Source organism: Bradyrhizobium huanghuaihaiense (assembly GCF_007830635.1).
In the GTDB taxonomy this organism is placed as follows: domain Bacteria; phylum Pseudomonadota; class Alphaproteobacteria; order Rhizobiales; family Xanthobacteraceae; genus Bradyrhizobium; species Bradyrhizobium huanghuaihaiense.
Genome location: NZ_VLLA01000011.1, coordinates 191,938 through 213,238 on the forward strand (window position 1 = coordinate 191,938; position 21,301 = coordinate 213,238).

Here is a 21,301-nt window from a genome sequence, read left to right on the forward strand (position 1 = left end):
GCTTTAACCGCGGCGCGATTCCCGGATTTCGCTTCGCTCCATCCGGGCTACGAACCTCGCGAGCCGCGCCTTACGCGGCCCTGACCTCGCCGAGGAAGCGGTCGAACTGACCGGCGAGATCGCGCGACTGGGTCGAGAGCTGCTCGGCCGCGCCCAGCACTTCCCTGGCGGCAGCTCCGGTGTCGTCGGCGGCGCGCTGCACGCCTGAAATGTTGGTGTTGACCTCCTGGGTGCCGCGGGCGGCTTCCTGGACGCTGCGGGCGATCTCCTTGGTGGCCGAGCCCTGTTCCTCGATCGCAGCCGCAATCGCGGTGCCGATCTGGTCGATCTCGGCGATGACGTCGGCGACGTTGCGGATCGCGGCCACGGTCTCGTCGCTCGCGCTCTGGATCGCGGTGATCTGCTCGGAGATCTCGGTCGTGGCCTTGGCGGTCTGGCCCGCCAGCGATTTCACTTCGGAGGCGACCACAGCAAAGCCGCGGCCGGCATCGCCGGCTCGGGCGGCCTCGATGGTCGCGTTCAGCGCCAGCAAATTGGTCTGCTCGGCGATGCTCTGGATCAGCGTGACGACGTCGCCGATCTTCTGCGCGCCCTCGGCGAGCGCACGCGCGGTGTCGCCGGTGCGGCGGGCATTGTCGACGGCGCGGGCGGCGATCTCGGTGCTTTGCGCGACCTGACGGCCGATCTCGGAGATGGAGGATGTCAGCTCTTCGGTGGCGCTGGCAACCGTCTGCACGTTGGTCGAGGTCTGCTCGGAGGCGGCGGCGACCACCGCGGCCTGGCTGTTGGTCTGGGCCGCGGTCGACGTCATCGACTGCGCCGTGCTCTCCATCGTGGAGGACGCCCGGGAAAGGCCACCGACGAGCTCGGTGACCTTGGCCTCGAATGTGCGCGTGAGCTCGTCGAGCGCGTGGGCGCGGCGCATCTTGCCGTCGTTCTCGGCCTGCTTCTCCGCTGCGAGCCGCTCGGCCCGGATCATGTTGTCCTTGAAGACCTGAACGGCCGCAGCCATCGCGCCGATCTCGTCGGAGCGCTCGGCGCCGGGGATGGCTTCCGCAACCTCGCCGTCGGCCAGCCGCGACATCCGCGTCGTCAGATTGACGATCGGTGCGCAGACGCGGCGGCGGACGGTCACGACGAGGCCGATGCTGGCGACCAGCACGGCGGCAAGGCCGAGCAGCGCGATGACGAAGCTGGTACGCGCCGCCGACGAGGCGCCGGCGAGAACCTGCTCGGCGTTGTCGTAGAAGGCGTCGCGGACCTCGATGATGGTGCTGAGGCCGCGCTGCGTCGAGGCGTAGTAGGTGTCCATGTCGTGTTCGTACTTGCCGGTGACCGCACCGTCCTTGACCAGCTTGAGCTCCCGACCGAACTCCTCGACATAGATCGAATTGAATTTCTCCAGCGCGGCGGCGACGTTCGCCGGGGTTGCCGGATTGCCGCGCAATTCCAGCAGCGACATCACGATCTGGTCGTTGCGGCCCTGCGAGCGGCTGATGTCCGCCTTCTCGGCGTCGGTCGCCGGCTTCTTGCCGCCGACGAGATTCTTGTGCAGGCTGGAGTTGAAGCCGCCGACGTCGCGCAGCGTCATCGCGATGTTGGCGTAGCTGGCCTGCCGGTAGGCGTCGCCATTCAGGATCGCCATGCGGCGGACCTGCTCGTTGAGCAGCGCGGTCACGCCGCCATTGAGCACGGCATTGTCGGCGACGATCTTCTTGGCGGCGTCCTTGCGCGCCTCCGCCGGCCCGGCCAGCGCCTTGTCGATGGCATCGCGTAAGCCGGTGAACTTCGTATTGATGCCGTCGATGTTGCTCCCGATCGTGGTGCCGTCGTCGAACGGGCCGGGCAGCTCCTTGCGCAGCGCATTCATCTTGTCGCGGGCGCCGTCGGTCTGCTTGCGCAGCTTGTCCTGCTCGGCAAGCAGCGCGGGGTCGATGCTGGCAGGTCCGTAGAGGATGTTGGTGGAAAAGCCGCGTTCGGGATTGAGATAGCGCGGGATGTCGCTGACGGCGCGGACGATTGCGAGCCGCCCCTGGGCTTCGGTGATGCGCTCCATCGTCTGGTATTTCGTCACGGCGACGTAGACCGCGAGGCCGCCGCCCACGGTCGACAACGAGACGATGGCGGTGGTCAGGAGCGTACCGATTTTCATGGGCATTCCGGCAATTGGCGCGGGAGGACAATTATTTTGCCCGAACGATAGGCAGCCGGCGTTAATCCGCGGTTTACGCTGACGGCCGGCATGCCCTGCGCGCATGCGTCCATTCGTCTTATGCGCGAGCTTCAGGCGTAGGTCGCGCTCACGGTTCCGAACGGCCCGAAATCGGCGACGTAGGTTTCGCCGGCCTTTGGCCGCAGCATGCCGGTCAGCGTGCCCGTGCTGATCGTCTGCCCCGCCTTGAGACCGATTCCGGTCCGCGACAGCTCGTTGGCGAGCCAGGTCAGGGGTACCAGCGGATCATCGATGGCCTCTGCGGCGCTGCCGCGGCGTCGTTCCGCGCCGTTGCAATTCAGCACGACCTCCTGAGTCGCGATGTCGCGGCTGCGCCAGTTGGCGATCGCCTCGCCAAGCACGATCGTTCCCGATCCCGCGCCATCGGCCAGGATCGCCGGCATCGGCGGAAACGCCGCGTCGTGGATGAATCGGCATTCGGCAAGCTCGATACCGGGATGCAGCGAGGCGACGGCATCGCCAATCTCTTCGACGGAGAAGGGTTTTGCACGCGGCGGCAGGTCGGTGCCGAGCCGGGCCTGATATTCGACCTCCGGAATCGGGCTGCACTGCCTGGCGTGCTCGACAGTCGCGGGTGAGCCCTTGATCAGCGGCGCGAACACCCGCCCATAGATCGGCGAGGAGGTGCGAAGCTGGCGCTGAAGCCCGGGCTTCATGCCGGCGATCTTCCAGCCGACGACCTCCCAGCCCAGTTCCTCTTCCACCATCTGCGCGACGCGGTACGCCGTGTCGGCGTCCGGCGGCACAAGATGCGCATCGAGGCCGCTTTGTGGCCGGCTCTCGCGGCGCAAATCGGCGAGATGGCGGGCGAGCTCGCGTTGTCGGGACAGATCCATCGGTGCGAATCCAATCTATTTGGCGGGGCGGGCGAGGGCGGCGGACAGGGCTGTCTCCAGTTCCTCCTGAACCTGATCGAGCGCGTCGGCGGTGCGGCTGGCGCGGCACATCGCGACCGTGCCTTCGATCGAGGCGACGACGAGCGTTGCAAGCCGCTCGGCGCGGTCGGCAGCCAGTCCTTCGCGCAACAAGGCTGCGTGCATGATCCGCCGCCAATCGGCAAACACGCCGTCGGCGAGATCGAGCAGGTGCTGCTGCGCCGCCGCGTCGTCCTTCTCGCTGGGCTCGCCGACATAGCGGTCGACGGCGACGGCGAGCACGGGGCAGCCGGCCTCGAAGCCGGTTGCTTGCAACTGGCGGCGCCACGCTGCGACGAAAGCCTTGAGACCGCCGATCACGCCGCGTTCGTTCATGGCTTTCTCCAGGGGAATGGACACCTGCCGGCCGGCGAAGGTCACGGCTTCGGCGATCAATTGCGGCTTGCCGTCGGGGAAGTGGTGGCTGATCGAGCCGCGCGGCGTCGCCGTGTGGCTGACGACGTCGCGCATGCTGGTGGCGTTGACGCCGCGGCGGCTCATCAGGTCGGCGGCGCCGGCGATCATCTTGTCGCGTGTGGTGGCGGTCATCGAGAGTCCTACGATTGGCTGGCTCCATCTAGACTATGACACTTGACATAGGCAAGCCGCGCTGAAATATGACGAGTGTCATACTTGTTGAGAGGCTACCGATTTGACCATCATCACCGTGACCGCACCGGCCGGACGGCTCGGCCTGAAGCAGCGCCGGATTCTTGCGGAAAGCCTGACCGACGCCGTGCTCGAGCCGGAGGTCGGTCAGCACGCGCCGGCGGCGCGAATGGGTTTTCAGGTGCACTTTCACGATCTGCCGCCTGACTGCATGGCGATCGGCGGCCGGTTGCTGTCCGACCAGGACTCACCGCGCGACATCATCACCGTCACTATCGCGGTGATGAACGCGGCCTGGCCGGCAGAGGTGCGCGCGGAGGTGATCCACAACGTGCTGGCACGGCTTGCGGAGGCCTGCGGCATGCCGGCGCCGTCGCCGACCTGGTGGGTCAATTTCGAGATCATCGATGAGGGAAGCTGGGGATCGCGCGGCGGGGTGCTCTCGATCCTCCAGCTTCTGGACTCCGGCGTGTTCACGCAGGCGCGGATCGAGGCGATCCGCGCCGCGATTCAGCCGCCGGCCTGACTTGCTGCCAACACCAACAATCGGGAGAGAAGCACATGAGTGAAGGTCAGATCCGCACCGAGGTGCATGGCCACGTCTTCAAGATCATCATCGACAACGCCGCGAAGAAGAACGCGTTCACCCCGGCGATGATGGAGCAATTGTCCGATGCGCGCACCGCGCTGCACGACAACGAGGCCTACCGCGTCGGTGTGATCTGCGCTGAGGGCGGGGATTTCACTGCAGGTCTCGACATGCCGAAATTCTTCGGTCCCACCGCGGAGAAGCGCAACATCAAGGACGGCAATGTCGATCCGTTCGGGCTTGCAAAACGCTGCCGCAAGCCTGTTGTCACGGCCGTGCAGGGCATCGTCTTTACGATCGGCATCGAGCTGATGCTCGCCGGCGACATCGTGGTTGCGGCCGATGATGCACGCTTCTGCCAGATGGAGGCGAGGCGCGGCATCGCACCGCTCGGCGGGGCGCATTTCCGCTTCCTGTCGCGCGCCGGCTGGGGCGATGCGATGTATCATCTGTTCCTGTGCGACGAGTTTTCGGCGCAGCGCGCGCATGCGATAGGTCTCGTCCAGGAGGTCGTGCCTGCGGGCGGGCAGATCGAACGCGCCATGGCGCTCGCTGCCATCATCGCGCGCAATGCGCCGCTCGGCATCCAGGTGACCAAGGAAGCGGCGGCGAAATACGTCGAAGCCTGCGAGGCGGCTGCGATCGCCTACATTCCGAAAATCCGCGATCGCGTGCTCGGCAGCGCCGACGCGAAGGAGGGCATTCAGTCCTTCATCGAGCGTCGCGCGGCTGTCTTCCAGGGGCGCTGAGCTAGCGCGACGCCTGATCGAGCTTCGCGAGGATCTCCAGCGTCGCGCCGTCGCGCTCGCCTGCGAAGTACCGGGAGAGCGCCTGATCGAAGACGGGCTCGTCGGACACGGCGCCGAACAGCGTCATCGACGAACGGAATTTTGCGTCATCGGGCGCGCCGAGGATCGCGTTGATGGTGCGCCCCTCGACGGCGAGCACGAGGCGCGTGCATTCGATCAGGCGCGGGCCAAGCACGGGATGGGCGAGGTAGGCCACGGCCTCAGCGCGCGAGCCGATGGCGTAGCGCTGCGACATGGCGCTGAAGCCGAGGCCGGCGACTTGCGGGAAAACGAACCACATCCAGTGGCTCTGCTTGCGGCCCCGCGCCAGCTCGCCCTGGACGTCGCGAAAAACCGGGTTTTGGGCCTGGACGAACCGTTCTAGGTCGAAAGTATCGGTCATTGGATACCCCCGGAGCTGTCTCACCGACCGCGATTATGCCTAACTTTTGGCTCCCAATGTGGTAGCTGGTATAGAGTCTCTCCGGGTGGGGGTTGGGTCCCCCGGGGGTCGATTTGGGGATCTGATGGTTTCCGACGCAGCACACGCCGAAAGGCTGTTGTCGCGCCGCCGTATTGGGCGAGCGGAGACGATACTGCTGTCCTTGGCTGCCGTCGCGCTGGCGCTGGGCACTGCCGCCTGGGTCGCTGATCTCGGCGATTCGACCCCGCTGGTCACCGCCGCCCTGCCGCCGGCCAATACGCCTTCGTTCGAGGACCGCTTCGCATCGGCGTCTGGCAACCCGCCCGCCCGCGAGCTCGGGCTGCGGACGCTGGAGCGCTCCGCCATGAACGCGGTCCAGCTCAAGCTCCGCGACGCCAAGGCGATGCTCGCCCAGAAGCTTCAGGGCGACGAGTGGCGCTCGACCCTGACCGAGGACGATCGGACCGCAGTCGAGGAGCCGCGACCCGCGCAGCGTGCCGATGCCGTCCCGATGCCGCGCTCGCGTCCGGTCCAGGCGGACTTCTCCGCCCAGATTGCCTCGAGCCAGTCCTATGCCGAGACCAATCCCAGGGTCGACAACCGCAACTTCTTCGAGAAATTCACCGACAAGATCAAGCTGGCCTCCCTGACCCCCGGCGACGGCTTGCTCAGCAAGGCGCCGGACCTCGCCGCGCTCGGTTATGATTCGCGCACGGCGGTCTACGACATCTCGGCCAAGGCGCTGTACCTGCCGAGCGGCGTCGCGCTGGAAGCGCATTCGGGCATGGGCGCGCTGATGGACGACCCCCAGCATGTCGACCAGCGCATGGTCGGTGCGACCCCGCCGGCGACCTATGATCTGAAGCCGCGCGAAAAGCTGTTCCACGGCGTCCGCGCGCTGCGCCTGACCCCGACCGATGGGACCAGCGCGCTCGGCCGCGTCGGCCTGCTCACCCACAACTACATGCTCGGGCCGCGCGGCGATTCCAACGGCTGCGTCTCGATCAAGGACTATGATCGCTTCCTGAAAGCCTGGGACAATGGCGAGTTCAACCGCCTGGTCGTGGTGCCGAGCCTGAGCGGATCGGCGACCGCCTCGCAGCGCGCCAGCACCGCCTCCTGATATTTGCTAGGTGCGGCGGGGCTGCCGTTTCCCCTTCGTTAAGCCGTCATCGTCCAGAAGCAGCCCATGAGTGATCCAGCAAGTTCCGAAACCCCGCTGCGCACCACGTTCAAGATCAAGCTGAACGGTGACACGCTGGCGATTGCGACCGTCGGACAGGCCTATCAATTCCTGACCAATTTCAAATCGGTCGAGTGGATGGAATTCCGCTCGCTGCATGAGGACGCGGTTGCGGCCCTCGAAGGAGCGGCCGGCAATGCCATGCTGGCGGTGCAGGCGACCAACGCCGTGCGCGCGCTGTTCGTGAGCGCCAAGCTGCTCTGAGCGGGGGTTCCTTCCACCCCACGTCATTGCGAGCGATGGGCATCGTCATTGCGAGCGCAGCGAAGCAATCCAGACTGTCTCCGCGGAGGGACTCTGGATTGCTTCGCTGCGCTCGCAATGACGGAGTGTGGAGGTAAGGGCATTCGTCCCCACCATGTCCCGGACAAGCCGCAACGCGTGAAGCGTTGCGGCGCAGCGCCGGGACCCAGAAAAGCCGCAGGATATGCGGTGGGATGGGCCCCGGCTCAGCAGCGCATCGTCGAAGGGACGCTGCGCTGCGTCCGGGGCACGCGTGCGGCTGGATACGTTTCACTGCCTGTTGTCGCCGCGCCCGTCATCATCGTCGTGGAAGTCGTGATCGCCGCCCGGCCTGCAGGCGAAGCTGCCGGCGTCGTTGGTTAGGCCGCTGCCCTTGTAGGCGGCGATCTTCGGATAGACGCAGAGCGGCCGCGTGCCGCTGGCCGGGAAGTTCTGGGCAATGCGCGGATCGAACAGTCCGCCGGCCGGATAGGGCGAGGTCGCGTTGGTGTTGGCCGCGACGATGCGGTCCGGCGCGATGCCTTTCTCGACCCAGTCGGTGATGGCCTTGAGCTGGTTCCCGGCGAAGCTCGCCGTGGCCGCGCCGCCGCCGCAATGGGCCATGTTCGGCACCATGAACAGCCGCGCGAAATCCTCGGCGCGTCCACCCATGCGCCGGTCCATGTTCCGGTACCAGCGGGCAATCGCGGCACCCGAGAAGATGCCGTCATTGACGGAGGAGGAGATGATCAGCTTGCCGCCGCGCGCCTTGAACGGCCGCAGGTCGGTCGAGGTCGCCGCCATGAAGTCCATGCTGCTTTCGGGATAGGCCGCCGTCTTCGTGAAGATCTTCGGCGCGTCGGTGTCGAAGTTGAACTTGAACACGAAGGCTTCCTGGCCGTTCGGCCCGCCCACGGGCGTGACGACCGGCGGGGTCTGGAAGATCATCGGGATCGCGCCGGCGCCGAGCGTCAGGTTGATCGCGGTGTTGACGTTCGGGACCGGCGCGGTGACGACGTTCCAGAGCTGCCAGCCCGCGCCCGGTGCGGTCGGCGGCGTCCAGATGCCGGCATCCCAGAACCAGTTCGAATAGAGCCGCTGGCCTTTGGAGTTGACCGGCCCGGCATAGATCTTCATGAGCGCGTCCACCTGCGCGGTGGTGAGGCAGGTGCCGCCATGCGGCGTGCTGCCGTGCGAGCCGGTGCCGCAGGTGTAGCTGGCGAGCGCCGGATACACTTTCCTCGCCGTGCAGGCGTGATAATTGTCGATGATGCCGTCGACCAGACCATCGAGGGCGTCGCAGGCGCTGAGGATCGCGGCCGAGGCTACCTGGAGATCCTGCGCGGGAAACGTGTCGGGAATGAACGGCTGCCCGTTGACGTCCTTGCTGGTCGAGAGCGTGCCGAGCACCTGCTCGTTCCAGGCCTCCGCAAGACCTGCCTGCGGCAGGTTGAAGCCGGGATTTTGCGAGATCACGCCGTCGAACAGCCAGGGGAAGCGTTGCGAGGCCATCATGGCGTCACGTCCGCCGTTCGAGCAGCCCATGATGTAGGAATGGACGGTGTCGAGGCCGTAGAAATAGGAGATGATCTGCTTGGAGATCGTCGCGGTCTTCTCGATGCCGTTATAGCCGTAGTCCCGGCGTGCCTGCGCGTCGATCGCGAAGTGCGCAGAGCCGCCGGCATTGGGATCGTCGTCCTGATGTCCGCCGACGACATTGTTGGCGTTGTCTTCGTGTCCGCCGTCATTGGCCGCGACGGCCCAGCCCTGGCCGAGCTCGACGCCGGCGGCGCCCTGGGGATCGGCATTGAGGCTGCCGTCGGTGCCGCCTCCGCCCATCATCTCGAAACGGCCGTGCCAGGTGTTGGGCAGGTTGAGCGAAAAGCCGATGCCGTAGGTGAAATGATCGGGGTCCTGCGTCGAGACGCGCTTGTTGATGATGCCGATCACGTTGCAATAGCCGGACTTCTGCGTCGCGCTCAGGATCTGCGTGTTCGGCAGCGTGAGGCCGGTGAGGGCGGTACAGGACGCTCGCGGCGCGACGCCGCTCGGCGGAAATCCGTGCGCAATGGCCTGCGTGCCGAGAGCGGCACAGCCGGCCATGATCGTCGATGCGAGAAATAGGCGTTTCATCTCAGTCCCTCCCAGTTTCATCAATGATGGTCGAGCGGACGCACCGCATGAGGTCGCGTCCGTTCAGGCAGTGTCGTTGACGATGTCGTTGCCAAAGCAGAGGTGACGGTGCGCGATGTGCACGCAACGCGCAGACGCGTGCTGCGCGAGTCGATCGCACCGCGATGCGTAAGCGCACGCAGCTCGGCGCCCATCTCTGATGAAGCACGGACGTCATCCCCCTAGGCCCCGCTCGTGTCACGGCGGGCTTTCACGATCCTAGGGCGGTCGATGTTGCCGTGTCAACATGACGCGGCGCGCGAGTGCGCAGCGCAACCTGTCGTAGAAGCTGTGCTCGAAAAGCGCGCGATCCCGCCGGCTTCTCGATCCGGCCCGGCTGCGATAAACTCAAGCGTCGAATCCCGGATGGCCGGGACGGATGCCGCAGCAACGGCTTGCGAAAGATCATCGTCGATGGGGCCGGAGAAAGCGGGCGTCAGGAAGCGATCGTCCAAGGGCGCGCAACGCCGGCCGCCGGTTGCAAAGCCGCCGCGGTCCGCGCCGCGCGCTGCGGCGGCCGCAAAGCCCGTCCGGCCCAAGTTGCTCGCCTCCGACGATCTGTCCCATTCGCTCGGCTATCGCATCCGGCGCGCCCAGCTCTGGGTCTTCAAGGACGTCAGCCGGCGGCTCGCCGCTTTCGACATCAGTGCGGCACAGTTCTCCGTCCTGTCGGTGATCGAGGCCAATCCGGGTGTCAATCAGCTCGCCATTGCGCAATCGCTGTCGATCGAGCGGGCCGGGCTCGGGCGCCTCGTGGATCATCTGGAGCGGCGGGGCCTCGTGCAGCGGTCGGCCTCCGCGATCAACCGCCGCTATTACGTGCTGTATCTGACGCAGGCCGGGGCCGCGTTGCTGGATCGGTTACGCCCGGCGATTGCCGAGAGCGAGAAGACGCTTGCGGCCAAGATCGGACCGCGCGCGTTCAAGGAATTGCAGCGGGCGCTCTCGGTCTTTCTCGAGGACGTCTGAGGCCTTCGGCAAGCCCTTGGTTCGGCGCGCCGTTTTGGCGGCCGATGGCCGCGGCGCCATGCATTCTGGCAGCTTGAACTCTGCGCCAGGAACAGGCAAACGGTCCGCCAAGGCCGTGGCCAAAGCCGGTTCACAAGGCCACCCATCTCGAGCCTGACTTCAAGGGAGAGCCCCATCATGAAACGCCGTACATTCCTCAAGGGCGGCGCGGTCGCCGGCGCGACGACGCTGGTTGCAGCACCCGCGATTGCGCAAAGCGCGCCCGAGATCAAATGGCGCCTGACCTCGAGCTTCCCGAAGTCGCTCGACACCATCTACGGCACGGCGCAGACCTTCGCGAAATATGTTGCCGAGGCCACCGACAACAAATTCCAGATCCAGACCTTTGCGGCGGGCGAGCTCGTCCCCGGCCTGCAGGCGCTCGACGCGGTCAGCGTCGCCTCGGTCGAGATGGCGCAGACCCCGCTCTATTTCTACATCGGCAAGGAGCCGGCGCTGGCCTACGCCACCGGCGCGCCGTTCGGCATGAACCATCGCCATCAGGAGTCCTGGTGGCACTTTGGCGGGGGCGCCGACCTCACCAACGAGGCGCTGAAGCCGTTCAAGGCGCACGCCATCCTGTGCGGCAATTCCGGCACCCAGATGGGCGGCTGGTTCCGCAAGGAGATCAAGACCGTCGACGATCTCAAGGGTCTCAAATTCCGTATCGCCGGCATGGGCGGCCATGTGCTGGCACGGCTCGGCGTCGTCCCGCAGCAGCTCGCCGGCGGCGACGTCTATTCGGCGCTGGAGAAAGGCTCGATCGACGCCGCTGAATTCGTCGGTCCCTATGACGACGAGAAGCTCGGCTTCCAGAAGGTCGCAAAGTACTACTACTTCCCCGGCTGGTGGGAAGGCGGCGCCATGCTGCACATGATCGTCAATGACGAGAAGTGGGCGTCGTTGCCGAAGCAATATCAGGCCATTCTCAACCAGGCCGGCTCCGCGGCCGGCGCCTGGATGCTCGAGAAATACGACAGCGTGAACCCGGCGGCGCTGAAGCGGCTGATTGCCAACGGCGCTGAGCTGAAGGCATTCCCGCAGCCGGTGCTGGAGGCCTGCTACAACGCGACCCAGGAGCACCTGAACGAGCTCGCCGGCAAGAGCGATCTGTTCAAGCGCACCAAGGACAGCCACGACGCGTATATGAAGGAGCTGCTGTTCTACACGCAGATCGCGGAGAATTTTTACGACAACTACCTGCTCAGCAAGATGCGCAACAAGAGCTGAGCGTGAGGAGGGCGCGGTGCTTGCGCCGCGCCCGGCTCTCGTAGGTGGGCAAAGGCGCTCTTGCGCCGTGCCCACGTTCTCTCGCTTCATTTGCAATGGTGGGCACGCTTCCGCCTTCGCTCGTTGAGCTTCGGCGGACAAGTCGCTTTGCCCACCCTACGGGTTCTGAGTGTGTGGCGCGTAGCCCGGATGGAGCGCAGCGTAATCCGGGCTACGGGACTGCCGCGCCCAGCCCCAGCTTCGTATAGATGCGCCTTGCATAGGCGCCGAACGCATCGGTGGTCTTGAGCGGCAGGTCGCGTGGGAAGGGCAGGTCGATCGGGAAATAGTCGGCCATCTTGGCCGGGCCCGCGGTCAGCACCGCGCAATGCGAGGACAGGAACACCGCTTCCTGGATCGAATGCGTGACGAAGATGATGGTCTTGCCGCTCTCGCGCCAGATCCGCAGCATCTCCAGATTCATCTGCTCGCGCGTCAGCGCATCGAGTGCGCCGAACGGCTCGTCCATCAGGATCAGCTTGGGATCGTGGATGAAGGCGCGCGCGATGGCGGTGCGCTGCTGCATGCCGCCGGAGAGCTCTCGCGGATATTTCCGCTCGTAGCCGGCGAGCCCGACCAGGTTGAGCAGGTCGCGCGCCCGCTCGCGCGCGGCCTTCATCGGCAGGCCGACGATTTCGGCCGGCAGCAGCACGTTGTCCAGGATGGTGCGCCACTTCAAGAGCAGCGCCTGCTGGAACACCATGCCGATGTCGCGGGTCGGATCGAACGGGCTCTTGGCGTTTCCTATTCTGACAGTGCCGCCGTCGGCGCCGTGCAGGCCGGCAAGAATCTTCATCACCGTGGTCTTGCCGCAGCCGGAGGGGCCGACCAGCGAGACGAGCTCACCTTCCTGCACGTCCATGGTGACGTCGGACACCGCGAGAAACTCCGCGCCGCCGCTGCGATAGACTTTTCGCACGCCTCGCAGGCTGATGAAGGGCTCCGCCGTCATGCCAGCCATTTATCCAGATTGGCGGCGACGAACGCGTCGTCGCTGAGGTCGGCGTGCTCGCGGCAGACGCGGTCGATCTCCTCCTTCTGACCGGGGCTGAGGCCCTCGCTCGGATCGAGGCACCACAGGCCCCGCAGCAGGCCCTGGCGCCGCAGCACCTCGTGGCAGCCGGCGATGCAGCCGTGGAAATTGTTGGCGACGTCGAAGAAGGCGCTGTTGCAATCGGTAACGCGGGCATCGAGCGCGAGCAGATCGGCCGGCACGCTGTCCTTGTGCCGCGCCGCCTTGCAGCGCTCGAACTGCCTGATGGCGCTTGCGGTCCAGACCGACCAGTGGCCGAGCAGGCCGCCTTTGAAATAGGTGCGCGTGGTAACGCCCTTGTCGCGCAGGTCGAACGGCAGCATCAGGTCGAGCAGGATGTGGTCGTCATTGCCGGTGTAGAGCGCGACGCGGTCGAGCGCGCCGGCCGCCGCGACGCCGCGCAGCACGTCGAGGGTGCGGTAGCGGTTGAACGGCGCGATCTTGATCGCGACGACGTTGTCGATCGCGGCAAAGCGCTGCCAGAACCGGCTGGGCAGGATGACGCCGCCGACGGCAGGCTGGAGATAGAAGCCGACCAGCGGGATCTCGGCGGCGACCGCCGTGCAATGCGCGATGATCTCGTCCTCGGAAGCGCTCTTCATCGCGGCGAGGCTGAGCAGGCCGGCGTGATAGCCAATGTCGCGCGCGGTGCGGGCCTCAGCTGTCGCCTGGCCTGTGGGACCGGCGAGGCCCGCAACCATCGCCAGCGGACGTTTTGTCCAATTCGCGGCGGTCTCGGCGGCAAGCTCGAGCACGGGACGATAGAGGCCGACGTCGCGGATCGCGAATTGCGTGGTGTGGACGCCGACGGCAAGGCCGCCCGAGCCGGCGTCGATGTAGTACCGCGTCAGCGCGCGCTGATGCTGTTTGTCGAGCTGGCGTTCGGCGGTGAGGGCGAGGGGATGGGCCGGCAGCACGGTGCCCTCGGCGATCAGCTTGCGGACGTCTGCGTTGATCTGGCTGTGGTGCATGATGTCCTATCCGAATTCGGGGCCGGCGACGGCGAATGGCAATTCCTCGGCCATGGTGGTGGCGGGGCCGAAGCGCATGCGCTGGAACGGACGCTCGATGGTCCAGCCCGAGACCGTCAATCCTTCCAGGAACACGGCTTGCGACGCAACGGCGTCGATCAGGAGAGGGGCGGTCTCGGAGCGTACGATCGCGTGAACCAGGGCCAGCGCTTCGGCGGCATGATCGGCAAACAGCGGGCCGATATGGCGGGCGGTCCTGCCGTCCCGGACCAGCGCGATGGCGCCATGCGCGGCGACGATGCGCGAGCCGGAGCGCCGCGCGAACGCGGAGAGGAGGGCAGTTCGATCGAAGCCGGTGGCGCGCCGGTCCCGCGTACGAAGCGCGTCGATGCTCGCGGATGACGATGGCGGCGCGTCGGCCCGCGCGGGCTTCACCAGCCTCAAGCGGCGCAATTGCAGCGTCGGCGTGAAGCCGAGCGGGCCGTAGACGGCGGCACCATCAGGTGTGGCGTCGAGCCAGCTGGTCAGGTCGTTCTTGCGCGCGGTTTCCAGGCAGGCATCGACGAGGCGCGTTGCAAGGCCGCGGCGGCGATGTGTGGCCGAGACCAGCACCATGCTGATCCAGGCGTTGTTGCCGGAATAGGGCAGCAGCGCCGCGGTCGCGACCAGCCGCTTGCCGTCGCGAATGCCGAACACGATGCCGTCGCGCAGGAAGATGCGCCAGTCCTCTTCGGTCTGGTTCCAGTGCGCCTCCGTCGACAGCGCGAGCCCCGGGATCGCGTCGTCGACGCCAAGCTTGAGGATGGGCAGATCGTCAGTAGCGTCCATCGCGCACCTCGTATTTGGTGGGCTTGCCGAGGCTCGGCATGGCGCGGGACACCCAATCGGCAGTCCAGGCGATGAGCTGCTCGGTACCGACCACCGGCAGGCCGAACAGCTCGACGGCCTTCGAGGTGTCGGTGAGCCACGCGGTCGGCTCCTCCTCGCCTGTCAGCACTGGTGCGCGGCCGAAGCGGGCGCCGAATTTTTGCGCGAGATCGCGCACGGCGAGGATGTCATGGCCGCTGACGTTGATCGGCGAGATCGGCGCGGTGCAATGCGCCAGGCACCGCAGCGCCTGCGCTGAGGCATCGCCCTGCCAGATGAAGTTGACATGACCGATGCTGACGTCGATCGGCGTACCGTTGAGGACCTTCGTGGCGATGTCGTGCAGCACGCCGTAGCGCATGTCGATCGCGTAATTGAGCCGGAACAGCCGGCCGGGCGTTGCAAATTTGTGCGAGAAATATTCGAACATGCGCTCGCGGCCGACGCAGGACTGGGCGTATTCGCCGGGCGGGTTCGGCGCCATGTCCTCAGTCGAGCCCTTGCCGTCGACGGGCACGAAGGGATAGACGCAGCCGGTCGAGAACGCCACGATCCGCGACGAGGAGAAGGCCTGCGCCACCAGCGCCGGCACATGCGCGTTCATTGCCCACGTCAGCGACAGATCGCCCTCGGCGCCGAACTTGCGCCCGGCCATGAACACGACGTTCGGCGCCTTCGGCAGCGCGTTGATCGCGGTCTCGTCCAGCAGGTCGCAATTGATGGTCTCGACGCCGCGGGCGTGCAGCCAGTCCTTCACACCCGCGTCGCTGAAGCGGGCGACGCCGATGACGCGGCGATCCGGCGCGGCAGCTTTCGCCAGCCCCGCCAGCGTCGGGCCCATCTTGCCGGCGACGCCGAGGACCATGATGTCGCCCTCGACCTTGTTGAGGTCGTCGATCAGCGCCTGCGTCGGCCGGCACAGGAGATCGTCGAGGGCTGCGATATCGGGAATCGTCTTCGGCAGCGTCTGGCGGGTGAGGAGCATGAGATGGTCCTTCAGGTTTGCCGTTCTTAGGTTTGTCGTTCTCAGGTTTGTCTTGCATCGCCCACGACGAACATGCGTTCGAGCGCGAGCACGAGGCCGTAGAGGGCGACGCCGAGCAGCGTCAGCAGCACCACGGCCATCACCATCGCGGGCGTGTCGAGCGAGGATTGCACCTGGATCATGAGGTAGCCGAGCCCGCGCTCGGAGGCGATGAACTCGCCGACGATGGCGCCTGCAACGGCGAGGATGGCGCCGACCTTCATGCCGGAGAATACGTAGGGCAGCGATCCCGGCAGCTGGATCTTGCGGAACAGCGTCCAGCGCGAGCCGCGCAGCGATTTGACGAGGTCGAGCAGGTCGGGCTCGACCTCGCGCAGGCCCCGCGCGGTGGTGAGCAGGATCGGGAAGAAGCAGATGCTGAAGGCGATCAGGATATTCGGCACGATGCCGTAGGAGAACCAGACGATGAACAGCGGGCCGAGCGCGACCTTCGGGATCATGTTCAGTGTCACGAACAGCGGCAGCAGCACGAGGCTGAGCAGCGGCGCCCAGCTGAAGATCACCGCGAGCGCGACGCCGACGAAGGCGCCGAGCGCAAAGCCACCGAGGATCTCGACCGCGGTGACCAGCGTGTTGGCACCCCAGGCGTAGCTCGCGGTTCCCAGTGTCTGCACCGTCGCGAGCGGCGAGGGCAGGATGAATTTCGGCACGTGGAAGGCGTCGACCGCGACCTGCCAGAGCACGAGCACGGCCAGATGCACGATCAGGACGATCGCAAAGCTGCGCGCGGTGCGTGCTCCGCCTGCTGTCACGGTCTGCTCCCTGTTGCTCGCGGCCTCTTCGCCACGATGTCAGCCTAATCGGCCTTGGGGCAAGGTTCAACCAGTTGGTTGATTATGGCCGGAGCGACTGCAGCACGAGATCGACGACATGCCGACGCCGGGCGCGGCGCTGGGCGCGGCTCGACAGGTCCTTGCCGAAGATGGCCGACAGCGTCGGCGTGTTGGAGAAGAAGAAATAGCTGAGGCCCGCGATGGAGATGTAGAGCTGGACGGGGTCGATCCCTTTGCGGAAAAGGCCGCTGCGGACACCTTCATGGAGGATGTGGGAGACGCTCTTGACCAGCGGCGAATGCATGGCCTCGAGCCGGGTGGAACCGCGAACGTGGCGGGCGCCGCCGCGGTTCTCGTCGTTCAGGAGCACGATGAAATCAGGGTTTGCCGCGAGGTGGTCGAACGAGGCCTCGATCAGCCGGCGGATCGCCTTGTCCGGCGGCAGGCCTTCGAGATTGAGCTTGCGCTCCTGCTCGCGGATGTCCTCATAGACCCATTCGAGCACGGCGAGGTACAGCGCGTCCTTGTCGCCGAAATAATGATAGACCAGTTGCTTGTTGACGGCCGCGCGCTCGGCGATCTCGTCGACGCGGGCACCGGCCAGGCCGTGCCGTGCGAATTCGAGGCGCGCCGCGGTGAGCAGCTTCTTGCGGGTGGCGGCGGGATCGCGCCGCTGCGGCACGGTGTCGCCAGATCGTTTTGCAGGCATTTCCAACCAAACAGTTGACAAGCGGGAGGCGGACTTGTTGCATTGGTATCCTCACAAGGGGAGAGCGACAAGCCGGGTCGCTGGCAATGAGGAGGATGCGATGAAGCGTTTTCAGGCGGCTTTTGTGGCCCTGATGCTCGGTTTGCCGGCGGTACCGGCGAGCGCAGGCGAGGCGGTCAACCTGATCCTGAACTGGACGCCGACCGCCGATCACTCGCCCTATTATTACGCCAAGGCGCAGGGCTGGTACGAGAAGGCCGGCATCGACCTCACCATCGAGACCGGCAAGGGCTCCGGCGTCTCCGCCGCCAAGGTCGGCTCCGGCGGCTCGCCCTTCGGCGTCGCCGATCTCGCCACCATGCTGGTCGCGAAAAGCAAGGGCGCCGACACCGTCGCGGTGATGAGCGTCTATGCCAACACCGGCCAGACCTTCTACTGGCTGAAGAGCTATGGCGTGAACGGCGTCAAGGATTTTGCCGGCCACAAGATCGGCAATCCGCCCGGCGATGCCTCGCGCGTGATGTGGCCGGCTTTCGCCAAGGCCGCAGGGCTTGCGCCCGATGCCGTCGGCTTCGTCAATGTCGGGCCGACCGCGAAGATCGCGGCGCTGAAGAGCCACACGGTGGATATCATCAGTGACTTCTACAACGAGCACGATCTCAAGGTGATCGAGTTCGGGCAAGACCTCGGCTACGTCAACTGGAAGGACATCGGCCTCAATCCGTACGGCAATTCGCTGATCGTCAACGGCGCGTATCTGCAGAAGAACCCGAAGCTGGTTGAGGATTTCGTGCGCGTCAGTCAGAAGGCCTTCGCAGCCTGCGTCGCCGACGCCGCGCCGTGCCTGAAGGCGCTGCTCGACCAGGTCTCCGGCCTCGACAAGGAGAACCAGGAGCGCCAGTGGGAGCGCATCAAGTTCCTGATGACGGACGAGTTCACCACCACCAAGGGGCTCGGCTGGATCGACGGCGAGCGGATGAAGAAGGATTACGAGCTGGTCCAGACCTATCTCGGCATGGAGAAGCCGTTCGACGTGACCACGGCGTTCACGACCAAGATGCTGGATCCCGCCATCAAGATGGATGCCAGCAAGGTGAAGAAGTAGGGGCCTTGTAGCCCGGATGGAGCGTAGCGAAATCCGGGACGGTGTACCGGTTGCGACAGGTTTCCCGGATTGCGCTTCGCTCCATCCGGGCTACAGGCGGAAGCGCTCGCCCCACACACCGGTGTCATGCCCCGCGAAGGCGGGGCATCCAGCACGCCGCGGCCTATCGACTGACCCACTCACGTCTCGGAGTACTGGATCGCCCGCCTGCGCGGGCGATGACAGTTGGGGGGAGGCACGTACCCCACGGAGAAATTAACCGGCCGTTAACCAAATCCGCCGCATCGTTAACCATTCAATAACAGGGAACGAGTCGGCCGCCATGGAGGCTGCAGCAAAAGTCCAACGTCAGATGGTGCGCCTGCGCGGGCGCTCCTATGTCGCCTTTGTGTTCGTGCCGACGGTTCCGATCCAGGACTGGCTCCAGGAGATCGACGCCACCATCGCGCGGTCGCCGGGCTTCTTCGCCGGCCGGCCCGTGGTGATCGACCTGTCCTCGGTCGATCTCAGCCAGGCCGGCATCGCTCATCTGCTCACCAGCCTGCAGGACCGCAACATCCGCGTGCTCGGCATCGAGGGCGTCGAGGAGGGGCGGTTGACCCCGACGATGCCGCCGCTGCTGTCGGGCGGACGCAGCTGCGTGGTCGAGCCGACAGCGGCCAAGAAGCCTGAGGCGAAAGCCGAGACCAAGCCGACCTCGCTGCTGCTGGAGGCTCCCGTGCGCTCGGGCCAGACCGTGATCTTCCCCGAAGGCGACGTCACCATTCTCGGCTCGGTCGGATCCGGCGCCGAGGTCGTCGCCGGGGGCTCCATCCACATCTACGGCGCGCTGCGCGGGCGCGCCATGGCGGGCGTGAACGGTCACACCAGCGCGCGCATCTATTGCCAGAAGATCGAGGCTGAACTGCTTGCAATTGATGGCTTTTACCAGACTGCGGACGACATTGACGCCGCTCTGCGCGGCAAGCCGGCGCAGGCCTGGCTGCAGGGGAATACCATGCGAATTACAGCACTGAACTGACCAGCAAAGGAGACATTTCAGATGAGTAAGGTACTGGTCGTGACATCAGGCAAGGGCGGGGTCGGCAAGACCACGACGACCGCCGCGCTGGGAGCTGCACTGGCGCAGCGCGGCGACAAGGTCGTCGTCGTCGATTTCGACGTCGGCCTGCGCAACCTCGATCTCGTGATGGGCGCCGAACGCCGCGTCGTGTTCGACCTCATCAACGTGGTGCAGGGCGTCGCAAAGCTGCCGCAGGCCCTGATCAAGGACAAGCGGCTGGAGAACCTCTGGCTGCTGCCGGCTTCGCAAACCCGCGACAAGGACGCGCTGACGGAAGAGGGCGTCGGCAAGGTCATCGCCGATCTGCGCAGCCGCTTCGACTGGGTGATCTGCGACAGCCCGGCGGGCATCGAGCGCGGCGCCTCCATGGCGATGCGCTTTGCGGATGAAGCCGTGATCGTCACCAATCCGGAAGTGTCCTCGGTGCGCGATTCCGACCGCATCATCGGCATGCTCGATTCCAAGACCGTGCGGGCCGAGAAGGGCGAGCGGGTCGAGAAGCACATCCTCATCACCCGCTACGATCCCTCCCGCGCCGCGCGCGGCGAGATGCTGACCATCGACGACATCCTCGAGATCCTCGCAACGCCGTTGCTCGGCATCATCCCCGAGAGCCAGGACGTGCTGAAGGCCTCCAACGTCGGCACGCCGGTGACCCTGTCGAATGCGGATGGAGCGCCGGCGCGGGCCTATATGGACGCGGCCAAGCGCCTCTGCGGCGAGAACGTGACGATGCATGTTCCCGCCGAGCGCAGAGGTCTGATGGATCGTCTGCTGCGACGGAGGGCTGCATGAGCATGGGTTTGCTTCGACTTCTCCGCGGCAACAAGGCCTCGGCACCGGTCGCACGCGAACGGTTGCAGATCCTGCTTGCCCATGAGCGCGGTATGCGCGGCCAGCCCGATCTGCTCGGTGTGCTGCGCGAGGAAATCCTCGCCGTCGTGTCCAAGCATGTGACGCTGGACCCGACCAAGGTCATCGTCCGGCTCGAGCGCGGCGACGAGGTCTCGACCCTGGAGGTCGATATCGAGGTGCCCAACGACATCGAGCGCAAGAAAGTGGCGGTCGCGTAGGGGACGCGGTCGACGACCCGCAGTTTTGGGGTGGGTGAGAAGGCGGTCCGCCGGGCATGGCGGGCCGCCTTTGTCGTGCGGCGGTATGGACGGAACGGGGCCCGGGACTCCGTCGTTTTAGGAAATGCGCGGGGGTGATCGAGCCACCCCGTGGTTCGCCAAACGGGAGAGCGTCCATGATATCCGAGGTCCAGGTCCATACCATTGCACGGCAGATGCTCGAAAAGCACGGTTTTGCTGCGATTGCGAAGGCCGCGGAGCAGGCCCAGGCCTGCGAGGGTCGCGGCGAGGCCGACGAGGCCAAGGAGTGGCGCCACATCGAGGCCGCCATGAAGATCATGCGCGGTCCCACCCAGGGCTGACCGCGGAAACGGGAGCGCTCAGCGCTCCTCGCGATCCGTTCCCTGTGCCGGGGCGCGGTGTTGCGTCTGCGGCTGGCTGCGTTCGCCGGTTTCCTTGCAGGGGAGCTGTTCCCACGTTCCGTCCGGCGCCTGCTGATAGGCGCTACAGGACGACGATGTCGACTTGTCCTCGCTTTTCTGGGTGTCGGAATTCTTCGCCAGCGCCGGGGCAGTCAGCGCGGAGCCGGCCATGAGAGCTCCGGCGAAAACGAGATAGGCAATCCGCATGGGGTTCTCCTGTTCGAGGAGGCCGCATGCTGGCGATGATTGTGACGATTATTTGCCGGCGCGGCGGTTCCGCCGCGCGATGCTTAACGTCTCGAAGACGCGTTTCTTTGGCGCGGACCGGTGTCCACCTCGCGCGAAAATGATTCTAGCCGCCCTTGCTGCGGATCAGGCCGGCGAGGTTGGTCTTCTGCGCCTCGCACCAGCCGGGCATGCCGAGGCGGCGCTGGTCCATGTCGGTGGCCTGCGTCGCGACCGCAACCTCGGCCATCAGATCATCGTCCTGCTTCTCGCCCATCTTGCCGCCGGTGTGCATCCAGGCGATCGCCTTGCGCACCTTCTCGGTGGTGCCGTCGGGCAGCTGCATCTGCTGCGCCTTCTGCACGAGGTCCTGATAGGCGAGATCGGTGCCGGGACATTCGACCTTGGCGGCGAAGGCCTGCAGGACCATCGTCACGTAGGTCGCGCGCGGCGGCGCGTCGCCCGCCTGGGCCGGCGCGGCAAGCAGCAAAAGGCCCGTCAGCAGAAAACCAGTGCGCATCCTTGGTACCTCCTCGATTTTTGG

The 21,301-nt window shown here is 65.9% G+C and carries 24 protein-coding genes; 11 read left to right on the forward strand and 13 right to left on the reverse strand.

Annotated elements, in window-relative coordinates:
- Window positions 1-70: 70 nt before the first annotated feature.
- The 3 genes from IQ16_RS22900 to IQ16_RS22910 all read right to left on the reverse strand — a co-directional run bounded on the left by IQ16_RS22900 (window position 71) and on the right by IQ16_RS22910 (window position 3,696).
- Window positions 71-2,152, reverse strand: coding sequence for a methyl-accepting chemotaxis protein (locus tag IQ16_RS22900; RefSeq protein ID WP_018644692.1), 2,082 nt, complete (start codon window positions 2,150-2,152; stop codon window positions 71-73).
- A gap of 131 nt (window positions 2,153-2,283) precedes the next feature.
- Window positions 2,284-3,069, reverse strand: a complete 786-nt coding sequence (locus IQ16_RS22905; RefSeq protein WP_018644691.1) for a 2-keto-4-pentenoate hydratase — start codon at window positions 3,067-3,069, stop codon at window positions 2,284-2,286.
- 15 nt (window positions 3,070-3,084) lie between these two features.
- Window positions 3,085-3,696 (reverse strand): TetR/AcrR family transcriptional regulator, encoded by a 612-nt coding sequence (locus IQ16_RS22910; RefSeq protein WP_018644690.1) that lies wholly within the window; start codon window positions 3,694-3,696, stop codon window positions 3,085-3,087.
- A 103-nt stretch (window positions 3,697-3,799) separates the two neighbouring features.
- On the opposite strand from IQ16_RS22910, the gene IQ16_RS22915 reads away from it, so the two are divergent.
- Window positions 3,800-4,282, forward strand: coding sequence for a tautomerase family protein (locus IQ16_RS22915; RefSeq protein WP_018644689.1), 483 nt, complete (start codon window positions 3,800-3,802; stop codon window positions 4,280-4,282).
- Window positions 4,283-4,317: 35 nt separating this feature from the next.
- Entirely contained in the window at window positions 4,318-5,094 is a 777-nt protein-coding gene (locus IQ16_RS22920; protein ID WP_018644688.1) for a crotonase/enoyl-CoA hydratase family protein, read from the forward strand.
- Window position 5,095: 1 nt separating this feature from the next.
- Here the strand turns inward: IQ16_RS22920 and IQ16_RS22925 are convergent, their stop codons facing one another.
- Window positions 5,096-5,536: a DUF1810 domain-containing protein gene (locus tag IQ16_RS22925; protein WP_145831767.1), complete on the reverse strand. Its 441-nt coding sequence runs from the start codon at window positions 5,534-5,536 to the stop codon at window positions 5,096-5,098.
- Between the two features lie 193 nt (window positions 5,537-5,729).
- Between IQ16_RS22925 and IQ16_RS22930 the strand changes: the two genes are divergently transcribed.
- Window positions 5,730-6,680 (forward strand): DUF2778 domain-containing protein, encoded by a 951-nt coding sequence (locus IQ16_RS22930; RefSeq protein ID WP_026312249.1) that lies wholly within the window; start codon window positions 5,730-5,732, stop codon window positions 6,678-6,680.
- Between the two features lie 66 nt (window positions 6,681-6,746).
- Window positions 6,747-7,004 carry a hypothetical protein gene (locus IQ16_RS22935; RefSeq protein WP_018644685.1) on the forward strand — a complete coding sequence of 86 codons (258 nt, stop codon included), beginning with the start codon at window positions 6,747-6,749 and terminating at the stop codon, window positions 7,002-7,004.
- A 309-nt stretch (window positions 7,005-7,313) separates the two neighbouring features.
- Here the strand turns inward: IQ16_RS22935 and IQ16_RS22940 are convergent, their stop codons facing one another.
- A complete protein-coding gene (locus IQ16_RS22940; protein WP_018644684.1) occupies window positions 7,314-9,155 on the reverse strand; it encodes a tannase/feruloyl esterase family alpha/beta hydrolase in 1,842 nt (613 codons plus the stop codon).
- Between the two features lie 453 nt (window positions 9,156-9,608).
- On the opposite strand from IQ16_RS22940, the gene IQ16_RS22945 reads away from it, so the two are divergent.
- Complete coding sequence (locus IQ16_RS22945; RefSeq protein ID WP_018644683.1) at window positions 9,609-10,163, forward strand: MarR family winged helix-turn-helix transcriptional regulator; 555 nt, start codon at window positions 9,609-9,611, stop codon at window positions 10,161-10,163.
- Window positions 10,164-10,340: 177 nt separating this feature from the next.
- Window positions 10,341-11,432 (forward strand): TRAP transporter substrate-binding protein, encoded by a 1,092-nt coding sequence (locus IQ16_RS22950; protein ID WP_018644682.1) that lies wholly within the window; start codon window positions 10,341-10,343, stop codon window positions 11,430-11,432.
- Window positions 11,433-11,643: 211 nt separating this feature from the next.
- Here IQ16_RS22950 and IQ16_RS22955 read toward each other — a convergent pair whose 3' ends face one another.
- The 6 genes from IQ16_RS22955 to IQ16_RS22980 form a co-directional block, all read right to left on the reverse strand.
- Window positions 11,644-12,432, reverse strand: coding sequence for an ABC transporter ATP-binding protein (locus tag IQ16_RS22955; protein WP_018644681.1), 789 nt, complete (start codon window positions 12,430-12,432; stop codon window positions 11,644-11,646).
- Window positions 12,420-13,475 (reverse strand): dihydrodipicolinate synthase family protein, encoded by a 1,056-nt coding sequence (locus IQ16_RS22960; protein WP_018644680.1) that lies wholly within the window; start codon window positions 13,473-13,475, stop codon window positions 12,420-12,422. The genes IQ16_RS22955 and IQ16_RS22960 overlap by 13 nt, the downstream gene beginning before the upstream one ends.
- A gap of 6 nt (window positions 13,476-13,481) precedes the next feature.
- Window positions 13,482-14,303, reverse strand: a complete 822-nt coding sequence (locus IQ16_RS22965) for a GNAT family N-acetyltransferase (protein ID WP_018644679.1) — start codon at window positions 14,301-14,303, stop codon at window positions 13,482-13,484.
- Window positions 14,290-15,327, reverse strand: coding sequence for an NAD-dependent epimerase/dehydratase family protein (locus tag IQ16_RS22970; RefSeq protein ID WP_018644678.1), 1,038 nt, complete (start codon window positions 15,325-15,327; stop codon window positions 14,290-14,292). Before IQ16_RS22970 ends, IQ16_RS22965 begins: the two co-directional genes overlap by 14 nt.
- A 41-nt stretch (window positions 15,328-15,368) precedes the next feature.
- Window positions 15,369-16,139, reverse strand: coding sequence for an ABC transporter permease (locus IQ16_RS22975; RefSeq protein WP_018644677.1), 771 nt, complete (start codon window positions 16,137-16,139; stop codon window positions 15,369-15,371).
- Between the two features lie 82 nt (window positions 16,140-16,221).
- Window positions 16,222-16,869 (reverse strand): TetR/AcrR family transcriptional regulator, encoded by a 648-nt coding sequence (locus IQ16_RS22980; RefSeq protein ID WP_018644676.1) that lies wholly within the window; start codon window positions 16,867-16,869, stop codon window positions 16,222-16,224.
- A 100-nt stretch (window positions 16,870-16,969) separates the two neighbouring features.
- Between IQ16_RS22980 and IQ16_RS22985 the strand changes: the two genes are divergently transcribed.
- The 5 genes from IQ16_RS22985 to IQ16_RS23010 all read left to right on the forward strand — a co-directional run bounded on the left by IQ16_RS22985 (window position 16,970) and on the right by IQ16_RS23010 (window position 20,472).
- A complete protein-coding gene (locus IQ16_RS22985; RefSeq protein ID WP_018644675.1) occupies window positions 16,970-17,974 on the forward strand; it encodes an ABC transporter substrate-binding protein in 1,005 nt (334 codons plus the stop codon).
- Window positions 17,975-18,296: 322 nt separating this feature from the next.
- Complete coding sequence (gene minC, locus IQ16_RS22995) at window positions 18,297-18,995, forward strand: septum site-determining protein MinC (RefSeq protein ID WP_018644674.1); 699 nt, start codon at window positions 18,297-18,299, stop codon at window positions 18,993-18,995.
- A gap of 21 nt (window positions 18,996-19,016) precedes the next feature.
- The gene (gene minD, locus IQ16_RS23000; protein WP_018644673.1) at window positions 19,017-19,832 is read left to right on the forward strand and encodes a septum site-determining protein MinD; all 816 of its coding nucleotides are present in this window, start codon (window positions 19,017-19,019) and stop codon (window positions 19,830-19,832) included.
- Window positions 19,829-20,110 carry a cell division topological specificity factor MinE gene (gene minE, locus IQ16_RS23005; RefSeq protein WP_018644672.1) on the forward strand — a complete coding sequence of 94 codons (282 nt, stop codon included), beginning with the start codon at window positions 19,829-19,831 and terminating at the stop codon, window positions 20,108-20,110. The genes minD and minE overlap by 4 nt, the downstream gene beginning before the upstream one ends.
- 176 nt (window positions 20,111-20,286) lie before the next feature.
- Entirely contained in the window at window positions 20,287-20,472 is a 186-nt protein-coding gene (locus IQ16_RS23010) for a hypothetical protein (RefSeq protein WP_018644671.1), read from the forward strand.
- Between the two features lie 18 nt (window positions 20,473-20,490).
- Here IQ16_RS23010 and IQ16_RS23015 read toward each other — a convergent pair whose 3' ends face one another.
- Window positions 20,491-20,739 (reverse strand): hypothetical protein, encoded by a 249-nt coding sequence (locus tag IQ16_RS23015; RefSeq protein ID WP_018644670.1) that lies wholly within the window; start codon window positions 20,737-20,739, stop codon window positions 20,491-20,493.
- A 145-nt stretch (window positions 20,740-20,884) separates the two neighbouring features.
- On the reverse strand, window positions 20,885-21,277 hold the full coding sequence (locus IQ16_RS23020; RefSeq protein ID WP_018644669.1) for a hypothetical protein: 393 nt from the start codon (window positions 21,275-21,277) through the stop codon (window positions 20,885-20,887).
- Window positions 21,278-21,301 lie beyond the last annotated feature (24 nt).

Coding starts and splice junctions, on each gene's coding strand:
- IQ16_RS22900 (WP_018644692.1), bottom strand. CDS start 2,152: ATGAAAATCGGTACGCTCCTGACCACCGCCATCGTCTCGTTGTCGACC.
- IQ16_RS22905 (WP_018644691.1), bottom strand. CDS start 3,069: ATGGATCTGTCCCGACAACGCGAGCTCGCCCGCCATCTCGCCGATTTG.
- IQ16_RS22910 (WP_018644690.1), bottom strand. CDS start 3,696: ATGACCGCCACCACACGCGACAAGATGATCGCCGGCGCCGCCGACCTG.
- IQ16_RS22920 (WP_018644688.1), top strand. CDS start 4,318: ATGAGTGAAGGTCAGATCCGCACCGAGGTGCATGGCCACGTCTTCAAG.
- IQ16_RS22925 (WP_145831767.1), bottom strand. CDS start 5,536: ATGACCGATACTTTCGACCTAGAACGGTTCGTCCAGGCCCAAAACCCG.
- IQ16_RS22935 (WP_018644685.1), top strand. CDS start 6,747: ATGAGTGATCCAGCAAGTTCCGAAACCCCGCTGCGCACCACGTTCAAG.
- IQ16_RS22940 (WP_018644684.1), bottom strand. CDS start 9,155: ATGAAACGCCTATTTCTCGCATCGACGATCATGGCCGGCTGTGCCGCT.
- IQ16_RS22945 (WP_018644683.1), top strand. CDS start 9,609: ATGGGGCCGGAGAAAGCGGGCGTCAGGAAGCGATCGTCCAAGGGCGCG.
- IQ16_RS22950 (WP_018644682.1), top strand. CDS start 10,341: ATGAAACGCCGTACATTCCTCAAGGGCGGCGCGGTCGCCGGCGCGACG.
- IQ16_RS22955 (WP_018644681.1), bottom strand. CDS start 12,432: ATGGCTGGCATGACGGCGGAGCCCTTCATCAGCCTGCGAGGCGTGCGA.
- IQ16_RS22960 (WP_018644680.1), bottom strand. CDS start 13,475: ATGCACCACAGCCAGATCAACGCAGACGTCCGCAAGCTGATCGCCGAG.
- IQ16_RS22965 (WP_018644679.1), bottom strand. CDS start 14,303: ATGGACGCTACTGACGATCTGCCCATCCTCAAGCTTGGCGTCGACGAC.
- IQ16_RS22970 (WP_018644678.1), bottom strand. CDS start 15,327: ATGCTCCTCACCCGCCAGACGCTGCCGAAGACGATTCCCGATATCGCA.
- IQ16_RS22980 (WP_018644676.1), bottom strand. CDS start 16,869: ATGCCTGCAAAACGATCTGGCGACACCGTGCCGCAGCGGCGCGATCCC.
- IQ16_RS22985 (WP_018644675.1), top strand. CDS start 16,970: ATGAAGCGTTTTCAGGCGGCTTTTGTGGCCCTGATGCTCGGTTTGCCG.
- minC (WP_018644674.1), top strand. CDS start 18,297: ATGGAGGCTGCAGCAAAAGTCCAACGTCAGATGGTGCGCCTGCGCGGG.
- minD (WP_018644673.1), top strand. CDS start 19,017: ATGAGTAAGGTACTGGTCGTGACATCAGGCAAGGGCGGGGTCGGCAAG.
- minE (WP_018644672.1), top strand. CDS start 19,829: ATGAGCATGGGTTTGCTTCGACTTCTCCGCGGCAACAAGGCCTCGGCA.
- IQ16_RS23010 (WP_018644671.1), top strand. CDS start 20,287: ATGATATCCGAGGTCCAGGTCCATACCATTGCACGGCAGATGCTCGAA.
- IQ16_RS23015 (WP_018644670.1), bottom strand. CDS start 20,739: ATGCGGATTGCCTATCTCGTTTTCGCCGGAGCTCTCATGGCCGGCTCC.
- IQ16_RS23020 (WP_018644669.1), bottom strand. CDS start 21,277: ATGCGCACTGGTTTTCTGCTGACGGGCCTTTTGCTGCTTGCCGCGCCG.